The sequence below is a fragment of the Kitasatospora viridis genome (assembly GCF_007829815.1).
Taxonomy (GTDB): Bacteria; Actinomycetota; Actinomycetes; order Streptomycetales; family Streptomycetaceae; genus Kitasatospora; species Kitasatospora viridis.
The window spans coordinates 985,796-998,471 of record NZ_VIWT01000001.1; the positions used below are offsets into that span (position 1 = coordinate 985,796).

Consider the following 12,676-nt stretch of genomic DNA (forward strand, 5'->3'; position numbering starts at 1 on the left):
CGCGAGCAGGACCGTGCCGCCGGGGGCGCCGAGCATCGACTGGTGGACGCCGGCGAAGGGCGGCTCCGGTCGGCGCGCGTGGTTCTGAAGGCTTCCACCCGCACCGGACTAGTGACCGCCGTCCTCCGTTGGTCCGTCGACGGCCAGGAGACAAGCCGTTCACTCGGGGTGGTCGGCCACCCCACCCGAGCCCAAAACCTGCGCGAAGGCTGGCGACTGGCCGATGAAGCGGGGATGCTCTCCAAAGCGTCGGTCCCGGAGGACTCGTGGGCATCGTCTCCCGCAACACGGAAGTCGATGCGCGCGAACAAGGGAAAGAACACGAAACCCGAGATGCGGCTTCGCTCGCTCTTGCATCGCGAGGGACTCCGCTACAAGGTTTCGGCTCGGCCGGTCTCCACCATCCGTCGTACGGCTGACGTGGTGTTCCCGAAGGTCAAGGTGGCGGTCTTCGTGGACGGATGTTACTGGCATGGTTGTCCGGACCATCGGAGCGTACCCGTGACGAACCGGGAGTTCTGGGTCACGAAGCTCGAAGGGAACATGGTCCGTGACAAGGAAACGGTCCGCCTGCTAGAGGAGGCCGGCTGGAAGGTGCTCCGGATCTGGGAGCATGTGCCGCCCGAGGAAGCCGCCCGTCTGGTGATCGACCAGGTCACCGCGGCCAAGCGGAACAGCGCGGCCTCGGAGTGACTCTGTAGACAAATTGGAGATCTCGCCGAACTGCTCAGGGCCGACTCTCTCGACCACTGTTCCAGTACGCGTGGCGTCAGACATGTACATCAGCCTCCGTTTTGCTCCGCATCCACTCATGGGCGCTCACGGCAGCTTGCCCCAGCCTCGAAATCCGGGCCACGAGGAGCAACCGTCGCCTGACGGGTCTTCAGTGCCCCTTCCGCGAAGCTCGGCACGGGCCGTCTGCGTTGGAGTCGGAGCAGCGGCCACCCTGTGCCCCAAGGTGAGCTCATCGAGGACGCCGCACGCGCCCTGGCCAGCCGGGGCGCCCCCGCCGCCACCGCCGAACTCCACCTCGCCCGAGGCCTGCTGGCCACGCCCGCCCAACCCCCGCGCGCCGCCGGCCACTTCGCCGCCGCCCAACACCTGTGGCAGGACATCGACCACCCGTACTAAACCGCCCAAGCCGCCGAACACCACGCCCGCGCCCCCGCCCGCGCCGAAACCGACCCCGCCGAAGCCGCCCAACCACTCGCGGAAGCCACGGCTACCTTTACCTCGCTCGACACCACCGCCGACTTCGCGCGCACTGGCCGGCTCTCCCGCAGCCTCGGGCTCACCAAAACCCGAACCCGCCCGGAAGATTTCAAGTCCAGTGAGACGGTCGTGATGCTATGAGGTTTGTGGTGTGGGTTCCCTGCGCTTGCTGGGGTCGTTGATCCATGCTGTCTGCGGTATCTCGGGCGGCCGGGGACGGCGTCCGAAGCGTTCGGGATGCCGGGCGTATGCCTCGGCGAGGGTGACGGCCCGCTGGTCGCGGACCTGTTCGGCGGTGCCGAAGTGGACGCTGGCGGGCGTGTGCAGGCCGATGCCCGAGTGCCGGTGCTCGTGGTTGTAGTACGAGATGAAGGCGTCGAACCATTCACGTGCATGGGCCAGGGAATCGAAGCGCGGCGGGAAGTCGGCCATGTACTTGACGGTCTTGAACTGGGCCTCGCTGTAAGGGTTGTCGTTGGAGACCTTGGGGCGCGAGTGGCTCCTGGTGACGCCGAGGTCGGTCAGCAGCTGGGAGACCTTCTTGGAGGTCATGGAAGTGCCGCGGTCGGCGTGCACGGTCTCGGGGACGATGCCGTTGCGCTCGATGGCCTCGCGGATCAACTCCTCGGCCCGTTCGGCCGATTCGACCGGCTCGACGGTATGGCCGACGATGTAGCGGCTGAAGATGTCGATGATGACGTAGGCGTGATACCAGATGCCCTTGCGGGGGCCGGCGGCCTTGGTGATGTCCCACGACCACACCTGCGAGGACGCGGTGGCGACCAGTTCGGGAACCGTCCTGGCCGGGTGGGTGGCCTGCCTGCGCCGCTCGCCCGACTGCCCGCGCTCGCGCAGGATCCGGTACATCGTGGAGACCGAGCAGTGGTAGCGCCCGGTGTCCAGCTCGCGGGCCCAGATCTGCGCGGGCGGCAGCTCGGCGTACTCGGGGCTGTTCATCAAGGCCAGTACCGCATGCCGTTCTTCGGCCGTCAGGGCGGAGGGCTGGACCTGCGGAGATCGGGGCCGGCGCGCGGGCGGCGGTTTCAGTCTTCGGTAGTGGGTGGCCCGGGAGCGGCCGGTCAGCCGGCATGCGGCCGTGGTGCCCAACTCGTGTTCGACGGCGGTGAACGCCTCGTCCACGACGGGGTCGGCGGCGTGTGTCAGTCCGCGCTCTCGGAGATCATTTCCAAGAGCGCCGACGCTTTTCCCAGGACCTCCAGCGCGGCCTTGTTCCGGGCGAGTTCCTTCTCCAGCCGTTCCACCTGCCGGCGCAGCTTCTCGTTCTCGGCCTCGGCGGCGGACTTCTTCGGGCGGGCCGGGCTCGTGCGGTGGTCGACCAGCCTCTCCAGGGCCCCGGCGTCGCGCGCGGCCCGCCACTCGGTGACGTGCGAGTGGTACAGGCGCTCGCGGCGCAGGACCGCACCCTTCTCGCCCTCGGGCGCGGCGTCGTACTCGGCGACGATCCGCAGCTTGTACTCGGGGCTGAACGTGCGGCGCTTCGGCCGGGGAGCCGGGTCAGTGGCGGACGGATTACTGCTGGTCATCAGGGGTGAAACTCCTACTCGGGCCCTCTCAGGCTAACCCGACAAAGCGGGATGTCTCACCCAAGGCTGACAGAGAGGGGCCGGACACCGCAGCTACGGAGCCCCCCGAGCGCCAGGTCGCCGAACCGCTCGCCAAGAACGCCACCAACCAGCAGATCACCGACACCCTCCTCCTGTCCCCGAGGACAGTGGAGCAGCACGTCGCCAACGCCCTGCGCAGGCTCAACACCACCGCAAAAACGTCGCAACAAAGCTCGCCGAAGACGCCCCGAACCAGGGACCACCGACTGACGACAGGTCAGCCCACGATCCCGGCGTCGCCCGGACCAGTGACGCTCACTCAAGCACGCTCCGGGCCACGGCGACTGGCACCCACCCGAGCACATCGCGACCACAACAACAAAAAGGCCGCTCCCGCCTTTAGGCGAAAACGGCCTCCGACCTGCGAAAACGCTGGTCGGGACGACAGGATTTGAACCTGCGACCCCTTGACCCCCAGTCAAGGGGTTCACTTATTGTCGACAGTCGGAGCATCACCGCTTCAGCGTTTTTGTTGTCCAACTAGCTTGAGGTGAACATGAGTTGGTATTCCGACTCAGGCGCACCCATCGAACGAGCTGACCGTTTGCCAGTTGTTACTTTGTACACGATTGCCCGATTCGGCCTGTGGGCGCCGAGTTGTGCCCTCGGGGCCTGGTCCCAAAGTGGTCCCACGGCAGCAGACCCCGCTCCAACTACTGCCGGTGACGAGGATCTGTCGGACCTTCAGGAACCACCATTGCGAGGCGCAGATGGTTGCGGAGACGGCGGTGCAGGTGGGCGCAGGTCCGGCGCTGCGGCTGTGGGCGGATCATGGTCGCTTACCCATCGGCTACGGATCGTCACCTTCCAAGCGGTATGTCGTCTGGAGCGTGTCCTGCCCGCCCTGCCCCGCCGTGCCTCGCGCCTCTGACCTCACGCTCTGCCGACACACCCAGCCGCCCGACGAACCTTGGCTCCAGGAGGTCAACCACTCTTCGAAGGAGGAAGCCCATGGGACAGCGAGCGCAGCGTGGTCGGGGCTACCGGCGGTGCGGCTGCATGGACGGGCACGGAAAGCAGCTCGGTCCGTGGTGCCTGAGGTTGGTGGCAGAGGCAAGCCACGGGAAGTGGACGTACTGCGTCGACCTCGCCCCAGAGGAAGGCCGGCGCCGCACCCGCCGGCGGGGCGGCTTCGCCACCCGCGCGGAGGCGGCCAGGGAGATGAAGGCGGTGCTCGACGGCGAGCTGCGCGGGGTCTACGAGGACCATCGCGTCACGGTGGCGAGCTTCCTGCGGCAGTGGCTGGCGGCGCGGAAGGGGGAGCTCGCTCCGAACACCTACGCCGGCTACGAGGCGTGCGTGGAGCGGGACCTGATCCCCGCCTTCGGCCACTTCCGGCTGCCCGACCTGCGCCCCAAGCACATCGAGCGCTGGATCGCCACCCAACGAAAGGCCGAGCGCGGCAAGGTCACCGTCTACCGGATCGTCTCCACCCTGCGCAACGCCCTCAACCACGCGGTGCGCTCCTGGGGGCTGCGCTACAACCCCGCCAAGCACTCCGTCCCGCCCAGGCCCCGCGCGGAAGAGCGCACCTGCTGGACCCCCGACGAGGCCGCAGCGTTCCTGCGCCACAGCGCCGAGCACTACGCGGACCAGCTGGCCGACCTGTTCGAGGTCATGCTCGGCACCGGCATGCGTCGCGGTGAGGTCCTGGCCCTCCACTGGTCCAACGTCCACCTCATGGACCGCAAACTCTTCGTCCGCTGGACCCTCGCCGCCATCGACAACGGCAAGATCCACCTCCGCGAGCCGAAGACCGAGGCCGGCTGCGCCTGGATCAGTCTCTCCCCCAGAGTCATGACCGCCCTCCACCGCCAGGCCGCCCTCCAGATGTCCGCCGACCCGGAGGGCCGGCTGGAGGGCCTGGTCTTCGCCCACCCGGACGGATCGCCCCTGCGACCGCAGTGGGTCCTCGACCAGCTCCGCAAGCGCACCACCGAACTCGACCTACCGAAGATCGGCCTGCACGACCTGTGCCACACCGCCGCCAGCATCATGATCGCCGAGGGCATCCCCATCGCGATCGTGTCCAAGACTCTGCGCCATGCCATCCTGGCGACCACGATCAACCTCTACGGCCACCTCTTCAAGGACTCCGCCGACCATGCCGTCAACGCCCTCGCCCGAGCACTCGACCAAGCACAGCGAGACCGGCTCCGAGCCGTCCCCCGTGGCGACGACGACCTGCCGCTCGCCGCATAGCCGCCCGGCACGGTCGCCCCGAGCTACCGTGCCGGGCCGAATGTGCGCCGCCGGCCTTCCTCGCCGGTTGTCGCGGACGGTGGGCGGAGGCACACAAGGTGCCTCCGCCCACCGTCCGGCGCGGGCTCGGCCGTTCAGCGGCGGAAGCCGCGGTGGGGGTCGCGGGCCGTGATGTTCCCGAACGGTTCGAACCAGGCCTGCGCGCGCAGGTCCCCCACGCCGAGCTGCCGGTTGGCGTCGTCGTCGGGGTCCTCGATGCCGTCGAAGCGGGAGCTGTAGAGCATGAGGACATCGGTGTCCTGGAAGAACATGTCCGTGCAGGCGCCGAAGTCGTAGTCGTCGCGGTGCGTCGGCAGCGTGCTGTGCGTGCCGTGCTCGGTGCCGTCGGAGTCGTCCCCGAGTTCGTCGGCGCTTTCGCCGGCGTCGGCGATGGCGAGGTGCAGGGCGAGTTCCTCGGCGGTGCAGGTCGGCCGCGGCCAGTGGCCGCGTTCGAGGTCGTCGGCGAGGTCGTCGGCGGCGCGGGCGAAGCGGCGCCGCCACTGGAGGTCGGTGGCGAAGGTCAGCTTCGGCAGCCGCGAGAACACTCCCCAATCGCCCTCGTGCTTGTCCGGCACGAGGCGCCCGTCACCGAGGCCCTCCGCGTCGTCGTACGCCTCGTCGGCCAGCAGCGACAGCGCGGTGTGGAGGAGGTCGGCCGTGCGAGGAGTCAGCTGCCACAAGCAACTCTCTTCCTCGCACTCCGGGTCCTCGCAGTGCGGAGGCTCCACAGGGAAGAGCGCCGCGAAATCGGGAAGTTCCTCCCCGCGGCTGTGCTCAGGGGACTCCCCGGCCTTGGCCGCACGCGGGCCGGGGCCGAAGTCCGCCACGACCGGCTCCGCACTCCACTCGGCGACCTCGTCGCCCTTGTTCCGCCGCAGCAGAGAGATATGGCTGCGTTCGGTCAGGGCGTCCGCCCCGTCGACGTCGGCAGGCGGGTCCGCGAGCCACATGACCGCGCCGACCACGTCGTGCGGGTCGTCCTCGTCGAGCTGGTCGGCCGGCATCGGCTCCCACCCCTGCTCGCCCGCCGCGTCCAGCAGGGCCTGCCGGTCGTGGACGTGGAACTCGCGGAGCGTGGCGATCCGTACGACCTGGCCCGGCAGGTCACGCAGCCGCGCCTCACCTCGCGCGGGAGCGCCGGATTCCGGGGCCGCGTCGTTGTCGCCGCTGCCCTCACTATCGGCGCCGTCCTCCTGGTCGGGTTCCTCGTGCGCGGATCCTTCGGGCCAGGCGATGAGCGTTCCGGCGGCAGCCGGCCAGGTCCCGGCAAGCACGTGGGCCACGGCCTGCCGGAGCGAGGACCCAGGAGCGTCCGGCAACTGCCCGCACAGCCCGTCCACGGACTCCGTATGCCGGGCACCCGCCGCCCGGCTCAGGGTCCGGCGCAGCAATTCGGCCGCGCGGTAGGCGAGTTCGGGGTCGCGGCAGGTAAGGACGGCCTGGAGTGAATCCGGTCCGTCGTCGTGGGCGAGGAGTGCGAGGACGCGGCTCTTGCTGGGGGTGTGTTCGCAGAGGAAGTCGCGGGGTGAGGCGGTGAGTTGGTGCTCGGGCATGCGAGGAACTCCGGTGCGGTGGAGGGCGCGCCATGCCGATGGCGGCGCGGAAGATGGTGGAGTTCCGCTGGTGGGCGCGCTGCTGACGCGCCTCCGGACGGTGAGGAAGTCTGCTGACCGCAGCTGGTTCCGCCGATGCTGTCGGCGGCCCGGACCTGGTCCTGTCCGACACCGTACCCGAGTCGCCGAGGAGTTGTCCCCCGCGATGTCGCTGTGCTCTGACGGTCCAGCAGCCCGGTCGGCCGCGGTCTCGGGGATTCCCTGGCGTGTGGCCTCTCGCCGCTGTTGGAGGGCAGCGGAAGGATATCGGCACGGGTGTCAGTGGGAACGGCTAGCGTGCCAGCATGCCGTCGACTACCGCCGCAGTCCGTCTTGTTCCGCTCGGCCACACGTTCACTCCGGAGATTCCTCTCGGCCCTGTCGGGAACGTCCCCCTCACCTGCTACGCCACGGCGTCCGGCAAGGGCAAGCTTCACGGCGACGAACACTGCGGTTTGCTGCGGTCAGCCTCTTCCGTCCGGAGCGCCGAGATCCCGCTGGGTGAGGCTGTGGGACGGCTGTGCGGGACCTGCCGCTGGCCACTTCCCGCCGATAGCCCGCTCCTCAAACTCCTGGCGGCGGTCATCGACATCGGCACCCTCAAGATCTGGCTCGACCGCGAACCCGACTCTGAGGAGGAGAAGGCGGAGGAAGCGGACGCTGCCCTCGCCCTGGCCACTGGCGAATACCCCCCGGGCAGTACGGGTGAGCCGTCGGACGAGACGGACGGCGAACCCGGGGAGCCGGAAGAGGACTTCGACGACGAGGCCTGGGAGCGCTACTCACGCGCCTGGGAGACGCGGCGCCACCACCATGAGCACTGGCGACGCCTGCAAACCTACCTGCTCAGGAGCAACAAGGCCGTCCAGGCGTTCCCCGTTCTGCGGCCCTGGGCCGAACCGTTGCAGGTCCGGCTCGCCGAGGTCATCGACGAAGAGCGCCGGGCGTTCGCCGCCCTGGTGCAGCCGGTGCCGCTGGTGGAGGCCGCGGCGGTCAGGCTGCTCCCGGATCCGGAGTTCACACCGGGCCCGGAGTTCGCGGGTCTCGGAGCCGATGCGGCCAAGGTGGGGCGACGTGCCTGGCACGCCTGGGAGCGCCGGGCGTCCTGGTCGTGGCACCGTCTGGAGGACAACAGCTTCGCGGTGTCCTCCGTGGTGAACGACGCGTTCGGCCGCCGCCGCAAGGGTCGGCCGGAAGCCGAGGCCGCGTTCGAGCAACTCGTCGCGGACTGGATCTCCGAAGTCCGCCGGCAGGTCGCCCTGCGCAGCGAAGCCCCGCGGCAGCTCGTCGCTGTCAAGGTCCCCGCCGCCGAGAAGGAGCCCTACGAGGAACGGGCCCACGATCCGCTGACCGCGTGGGAGGCAGCCGTCATCGCCACCTACCAGGTTGCGGTCGACTGGCCGGCCGGCACGGCGGCACTCCTCGTCCCGCATCTGATCGGCGAGCACCTCATAGCAGGAGCCTCTACGGCCATGCCGGTCACCCGACTCGCGGTGCCGGACTCCGCACTTCCCGTTCACGCGCTGCTCCGAGCCTGGCAGCCGGAAGACGACGAGGAAGAGTGACCGGTGGGCCGGGCCCGGCAGATGGCATGGCTGCGCCCGGCAGGTTCGACAAAGGAGATCATCGGCGGAGAGCCTGCAGAGCCAGCGCGCGGGCGGCGGGTCCCGCGCCGTCCCGGCCCTGTCACCGCCTGGACGCCGCTCCGGGTCGTCGGCCGACGCGGCGGGCCGACCGGGGGGAAACAGAACGAGAGGCGCTCGACAACAGCCTGCGCGCCCACCCGCTGCCGTCGGGCCTGGCCGACGTGCCCAGCCGACCGCTATCACTCCCGGCGTACTCAGCTCCTCACAACCCCGCCGGATGGCAACGGCCGGCCTTCCGACCAGAGCCGCAGGGGCACGCGGCGTTCTTCGGGACCGAACGTCCTGGTCCCGTGGGCCTGGCCTTGGGAACCGTACAGCCAGTCGTCTGTGCACTGCCGTGCGCCCGCCAGCGAGTAAGCGCCGGAGGAAGGTGGTCACCTTGTTCAACAGCCATTGGGCCGCCGCTCGACCGGATTCATCGGGGAACGTCTCCGCTGCCCCACGCAGCCCGTCGTCGGTGAGGAACGCCGCCACGATGGTGGCGTACGAAGACCCGTGGAAGGTCTTCATCCCGCTCAGGCGGAAGACGTTGCGGGCGTATCCCGCCCCCGCCATGACGGCCGCGCCGGTGACCGTCGCGCCGGGGCCGTCCTCGCCTGGTGGCGTACTGGTGGTGTTGAAGCGGACCTACCGGCGGCTACTGGCGAGGTTGGCCCTGCGGGCGCTGGACGAGGCGTTCTCGGTGACGCCGGTCGAATTGGTGGGCACGGTCGTCCTCAACGGACACGTCGCCACGACCGACCCCGCTACGGGGCGGGCTGTTCGCCCATGCGTGGTGAGCATGGTGGTCGAGCGCGCGGACTTCGCCGAACTCGTCCTGGACGAGCCGAGGTTGGACCCGCAGCGCTGTCTGCGCAACCTCGGCGCAGTGGTCTCCCAGCACCCGCACGACCTGGAACCCGTACCGCCGATCGTCGACTTCGACCCGGCTCGGTTCAAGATCGCGGCGGACACTGCCGTCGTCGGCCCGCTCGACAGCCGCCCCGACCTGCTGCAGATGGACCCGTTCGCGTTCGAGCGCCTGGTGCGTGAGCTGTTCACCGCCATGGGCTACGAGACCTGGCGCACCCAGAACTCCCGCGACGACGGCCTCGACGCCGTCGCCGTCCGGCGCGACCCGGTGGGCGTCACCGTGATCGCGGTCCAGGCCAAGCGCACGAAGAACGTCGTCAGCCCCGAAGTCGTCGGGCGTGATCCAGGTCGTGTTCGTCATCGCTCGGTACCTCCTTGGTCGTTGACAGGAAAAGGACGCAACGGCGCCGGTCAGCTGGTGTCCATGCCGTTACCGGAACCGGCACCCGCACCGGCCCCGTTGCAGTCGCAGCTGCATCCCAGGAGCGCCGGGAAATCGACGGGAGAAATCTCGGGCGTGATCCACTGAGGGTTCTTCATTTCTTTCACCTCCTGCACCGGATCGAACCGAATGGTGCGCGAAGAACCACGGGCGAGTCATCCTCGGGAGTTGGATGGTTCTCGTGGGGGCGGGGGCTTCAGCGGGCTCCCCGTGCCGACGAGCAAACCACCCGGCCGCAGACCCTGTCCGCAGCCCGGAACTTCAAGACCATGCCAGGCATCTTCCTGCCAGCGCGCCTTCGAGCACCTGCGTCGGGAGCCGGCCGTCGCAGGACCGACGTAGCGGCGGCGGCCCCGCCGGCAACTGTCCGAACAGCGACATGCGGGAACAGGGACCCGTCAGGACTCGCCTCGCAGGGTCGCGGCTCCGTGGGAGCGTCGTGGCGGTGCGTGGCCGCCGCGTATCCGGTGGCCGGTGGCCCGATCACGGCGCACATCCTGCGTCTGCTCCGCTGCCACGGCCGCCCGGTCCACGGCTACGTCACCGCCGAGGTGCGCTCCGGCGCCTGGCGCGGCGGACCGTGCCGCACGACGGCGCCCGGTGACGGAGGGTGCGCCGGGCCGGGGCCTGCCGGCGGAGGCAAACGGGGGTCGGCGAACAGCCGATTGTCTGTCACAATCGCTTTCGTTGGCGCAGCCGTTCATATCCTGTGCGCCGGACGGACAGGAGTGGACCAATCATGGCCGATAGCGCAGTACCGGGAACTGGGCGTGGCGATTCCAAGCTGGGCTTTCCCCGGCCGGGCGATGTGCTGTACCGGTTGAGGTCGGCGCACGGGATGTCGTTGCGCCAGGTGGCCGCGGCGTCCGGGCTCTCGGTCTCGTTCCTGTCCACCCTCGAACGGGGTGACACGGACATCGCATTGGAGCGGTTGGCCCGCTTGGCGAACGTATTCGGTCACGACATCGGCTCCTTCCTGGGATTCTCCCGGCAGGAGGCCATGCCGTCGGTCTACCGGGCGGAGCAGCAGAAGACGCTGGAGCGGGCGCCGGGAGTCCGGTACCTGGTGCTGAACGTGCCGCAGGCTGGCTATCAGGTGGTTCAGGGCGAGTTCGAACCCGGCGCCAGCCTCGCGGAGGAAATCCAGCACGAGGGCACCGAAATGATCGTGGTGACCGCGGGATCCCTCACCGTCCGCTACAACGGCCGCGATTACGTGCTGCACGAGGGGGATTGCGGCAGCTGGTCCGCGGGGTACACGCATTCCTTCCGCAATGACGGGACGGAGCCGGCCCGGATGACCGCGTTTCTCTCTTCGCGGCTTTACTGACCGCAGGGCCGGTCGCGGCGGGTGGTTCGTCTCCGTGCCACAACCCCACCGCAAGCGGAAGAGGCCATTTCGCCTGCCCGGCCCCCGGTCCGTCACTACGCTCGGATCGTGACCAAAATACGGCCGATTCCGGTGCGGCGACTCTGGTGCGCCGTATTCCTCACCTATCTCGCCCTCGGTGCGACGCTGCAGGAACTCCCCGGTTATGTGGGCGCGAGGTTCCACGGCGGCCCGACGGCGGTGGGGGTGGCCGTCGGTGCCGCCTACGCGGGTACCGCACTCACCCGTCCGCCGGCCGGGTGGGCGGGCGACGCGGGGCTGGCCCAGCGCGTCTCGTTCGGCGGAGCCGCGCTCGCCGCGCTCGGCGCGGCCGGCCAGTGGTCGGCACCCGACCTGCCGGTGCTGGTGGCGTGCCGCTTCCTCATGGGGGTCGGCGGGGCGGCCGTGTTCTCCGGTTCACTGCCCTGGGTGCTCGGGGGTGCGGCGACGGGCCACCGGGGGCGGGTGACGGGCTGGTTCGGGCTCTCCATGTGGGCCGGCATGTCGTTGGGCCCGCTGCTCGCCGACGCGGTGGTCCCCGCCGGCGGGGCGGCTCCACTGCGGTACCTGACCGTCGCTCTTCCCGCGGGGGCGGCCGTGCTGATCGCGGTGGTGCGGCCGCAGCCCGCCGGCTCCCGGTCGCCGGACGCCGGCCGGCCGGGCGGCTGGCGCGAACTGGTGCCGCGCGGGGTGACGTTGCCGGGGCTGTGCCTCGGGCTATCCTCCTACGGGTACGGCATGCTCGTCTCGCTGCTCGTCCTCTACCTGTCCCGCGAGCACATCGGCGGCGAGGAAATGGGGCTGACGGTCTTCTCGCTCACCTTCCTCGTCACCCGGGCGGTCGGGAGCCCGCTGGTGGACCGGCTCGGCGGGGTCCGGGTGGCCCGGGTCGTCCTGGTGATCGAGGCGCTCGGGCTGCTGGCGCTGGGGAGTTCGCGCAGCGCCCTGCCGGCGCTCGCGAGCACGGCGGTGACGGGCGTGGGGCTCGGTCTGATCTACCCCTCGGTGAGTGCCATCACCCTGCAGCGCACCGGCTCCCGGCAGGCCGGGGTGTCGATGGGCGCGATGACCTCCTTCTGGGACCTGGGCGTGGTGGTCGCCGGGCCGGTGGGCGGTGCGACGGCCGGATGGCTCGGCTACGGCCCGGCCTTCGCCGTCGCGGCCGCCGTGAGCCTCGCGGCCGCGGGTCTGACCTGGGCGATGGCCGGCGGGCTGATGTCACGTCAATTCAGTACGGGTGGAGGCGAGATGTCGGTTGCCGGCGAGGGCTGGCGATCATCGCGATAGTAGGCTGTGGGCATGGAACAGCCAATGCAGCCGGAGAAGGTCCAGATCACGTTCGGGAAGTTCCAGAACGTCGATCTGCGCGTCGCTCGTGTCCTGTCCGCGCCCCTCGCCGAGGGAACCCGGTTCCCCTGCCGCGTCCTCACCCTCGACCTCGGCCACCTCGGCCGGCGCACCTCGGTGGGCCAGTACGCGCTGCTTGAGGAGGCCGAGCTGACCGGCCGGAACGTGGTGGCCTGCGTCAACCTGGGGGCGCGCCCGATGGGCGAGTTCACCTCGGAGGCCCTCGTGCTGGGCGCGCCGCACCCGTCGGGGCCGGCCGACCAGGCGCAGGCGACGCCGCTCTTCGTCGCGGCCGATGCCCGGCCCGGGGACTGCATCTACTGAGTCACCGTCAGGGCCGGCCGGCCGAC

13 protein-coding genes and 1 pseudogene are annotated in these 12,676 nt (G+C 69.9%); 9 read left to right on the forward strand and 5 right to left on the reverse strand.

Annotation, left to right across the window (positions count from 1 at the left end):
• Nucleotides 1-42: 42 nt before the first annotated feature.
• The gene (locus FHX73_RS04515) at nucleotides 43-693 is read left to right on the forward strand and encodes a very short patch repair endonuclease (protein ID WP_246213348.1); all 651 of its coding nucleotides are present in this window, start codon (nucleotides 43-45) and stop codon (nucleotides 691-693) included.
• A gap of 255 nt (nucleotides 694-948) precedes the next feature.
• On the forward strand, nucleotides 949-1,131 hold the full coding sequence (locus tag FHX73_RS04520) for a hypothetical protein (protein WP_145903397.1): 183 nt from the start codon (nucleotides 949-951) through the stop codon (nucleotides 1,129-1,131).
• A 216-nt stretch (nucleotides 1,132-1,347) separates the two neighbouring features.
• Here the strand turns inward: FHX73_RS04520 and FHX73_RS04525 are convergent, their stop codons facing one another.
• Both FHX73_RS04525 and FHX73_RS44495 read right to left on the reverse strand, forming a co-directional pair.
• Nucleotides 1,348-2,352: an IS3 family transposase gene (locus tag FHX73_RS04525; RefSeq protein WP_170304840.1), complete on the reverse strand. Its 1,005-nt coding sequence runs from the start codon at nucleotides 2,350-2,352 to the stop codon at nucleotides 1,348-1,350.
• Between the two features lie 20 nt (nucleotides 2,353-2,372).
• Nucleotides 2,373-2,756: a transposase gene (locus FHX73_RS44495; RefSeq protein ID WP_170304841.1), complete on the reverse strand. Its 384-nt coding sequence runs from the start codon at nucleotides 2,754-2,756 to the stop codon at nucleotides 2,373-2,375.
• 5 nt (nucleotides 2,757-2,761) lie between these two features.
• Here FHX73_RS44495 and FHX73_RS47600 point away from each other — a divergent pair, with 5 nt between their 5' ends.
• Both FHX73_RS47600 and FHX73_RS04535 read left to right on the forward strand, forming a co-directional pair.
• Nucleotides 2,762-3,232: a LuxR C-terminal-related transcriptional regulator gene (locus FHX73_RS47600; protein WP_145903401.1), complete on the forward strand. Its 471-nt coding sequence runs from the start codon at nucleotides 2,762-2,764 to the stop codon at nucleotides 3,230-3,232.
• A gap of 649 nt (nucleotides 3,233-3,881) precedes the next feature.
• Complete coding sequence (locus tag FHX73_RS04535) at nucleotides 3,882-5,039, forward strand: site-specific integrase (RefSeq protein ID WP_170304842.1); 1,158 nt, start codon at nucleotides 3,882-3,884, stop codon at nucleotides 5,037-5,039.
• Between the two features lie 134 nt (nucleotides 5,040-5,173).
• Here the strand turns inward: FHX73_RS04535 and FHX73_RS04540 are convergent, their stop codons facing one another.
• Nucleotides 5,174-6,631, reverse strand: a complete 1,458-nt coding sequence (locus FHX73_RS04540; RefSeq protein ID WP_145903405.1) for a hypothetical protein — start codon at nucleotides 6,629-6,631, stop codon at nucleotides 5,174-5,176.
• A 344-nt stretch (nucleotides 6,632-6,975) separates the two neighbouring features.
• On the opposite strand from FHX73_RS04540, the gene FHX73_RS04545 reads away from it, so the two are divergent.
• Nucleotides 6,976-8,235: a hypothetical protein gene (locus tag FHX73_RS04545; RefSeq protein ID WP_145903407.1), complete on the forward strand. Its 1,260-nt coding sequence runs from the start codon at nucleotides 6,976-6,978 to the stop codon at nucleotides 8,233-8,235.
• Between the two features lie 283 nt (nucleotides 8,236-8,518).
• On the opposite strand, the gene FHX73_RS47605 is transcribed toward FHX73_RS04545, so the two are convergent.
• Nucleotides 8,519-8,710: an SEC-C metal-binding domain-containing protein gene (locus FHX73_RS47605; RefSeq protein ID WP_145903408.1), complete on the reverse strand. Its 192-nt coding sequence runs from the start codon at nucleotides 8,708-8,710 to the stop codon at nucleotides 8,519-8,521.
• Nucleotides 8,711-9,313: 603 nt separating this feature from the next.
• Here FHX73_RS47605 and FHX73_RS47610 point away from each other — a divergent pair.
• A pseudogene (locus FHX73_RS47610) lies at nucleotides 9,314-9,493 on the forward strand (restriction endonuclease); the annotation flags it as partial.
• 86 nt (nucleotides 9,494-9,579) lie between these two features.
• On the opposite strand, the gene stsA reads toward FHX73_RS47610, so the two are convergent.
• The gene (stsA, locus tag FHX73_RS47615; protein WP_425461429.1) at nucleotides 9,580-9,708 is read right to left on the reverse strand and encodes a StsA family sactipeptide RiPP; all 129 of its coding nucleotides are present in this window, start codon (nucleotides 9,706-9,708) and stop codon (nucleotides 9,580-9,582) included.
• A gap of 641 nt (nucleotides 9,709-10,349) precedes the next feature.
• On the opposite strand from stsA, the gene FHX73_RS04560 reads away from it, so the two are divergent.
• From FHX73_RS04560 to FHX73_RS04570, 3 genes are all read left to right on the forward strand, one after another.
• Entirely contained in the window at nucleotides 10,350-10,940 is a 591-nt protein-coding gene (locus FHX73_RS04560) for a cupin domain-containing protein (RefSeq protein ID WP_145903412.1), read from the forward strand.
• A 108-nt stretch (nucleotides 10,941-11,048) separates the two neighbouring features.
• On the forward strand, nucleotides 11,049-12,266 hold the full coding sequence (locus FHX73_RS04565; protein WP_170304844.1) for an MFS transporter: 1,218 nt from the start codon (nucleotides 11,049-11,051) through the stop codon (nucleotides 12,264-12,266).
• A 12-nt stretch (nucleotides 12,267-12,278) separates the two neighbouring features.
• Nucleotides 12,279-12,650, forward strand: a complete 372-nt coding sequence (locus tag FHX73_RS04570) for a hypothetical protein (protein ID WP_145903416.1) — start codon at nucleotides 12,279-12,281, stop codon at nucleotides 12,648-12,650.
• Nucleotides 12,651-12,676 lie beyond the last annotated feature (26 nt).

Excerpts from the sequence above, each read along its gene's own strand:
- FHX73_RS04545 (WP_145903407.1), top strand. The coding sequence starts at position 6,976 with ATGCCGTCGACTACCGCCGCAGTCCGTCTTGTTCCGCTCGGCCACACG.
- stsA (WP_425461429.1), bottom strand. The coding sequence starts at position 9,708 with ATGAAGAACCCTCAGTGGATCACGCCCGAGATTTCTCCCGTCGATTTC.
- FHX73_RS47605 (WP_145903408.1), bottom strand. The coding sequence starts at position 8,710 with ATGGCTGTTGAACAAGGTGACCACCTTCCTCCGGCGCTTACTCGCTGG.
- FHX73_RS04560 (WP_145903412.1), top strand. The coding sequence starts at position 10,350 with ATGGCCGATAGCGCAGTACCGGGAACTGGGCGTGGCGATTCCAAGCTG.
- FHX73_RS44495 (WP_170304841.1), bottom strand. The coding sequence starts at position 2,756 with ATGACCAGCAGTAATCCGTCCGCCACTGACCCGGCTCCCCGGCCGAAG.
- FHX73_RS04570 (WP_145903416.1), top strand. The coding sequence starts at position 12,279 with ATGGAACAGCCAATGCAGCCGGAGAAGGTCCAGATCACGTTCGGGAAG.
- FHX73_RS04540 (WP_145903405.1), bottom strand. The coding sequence starts at position 6,631 with ATGCCCGAGCACCAACTCACCGCCTCACCCCGCGACTTCCTCTGCGAA.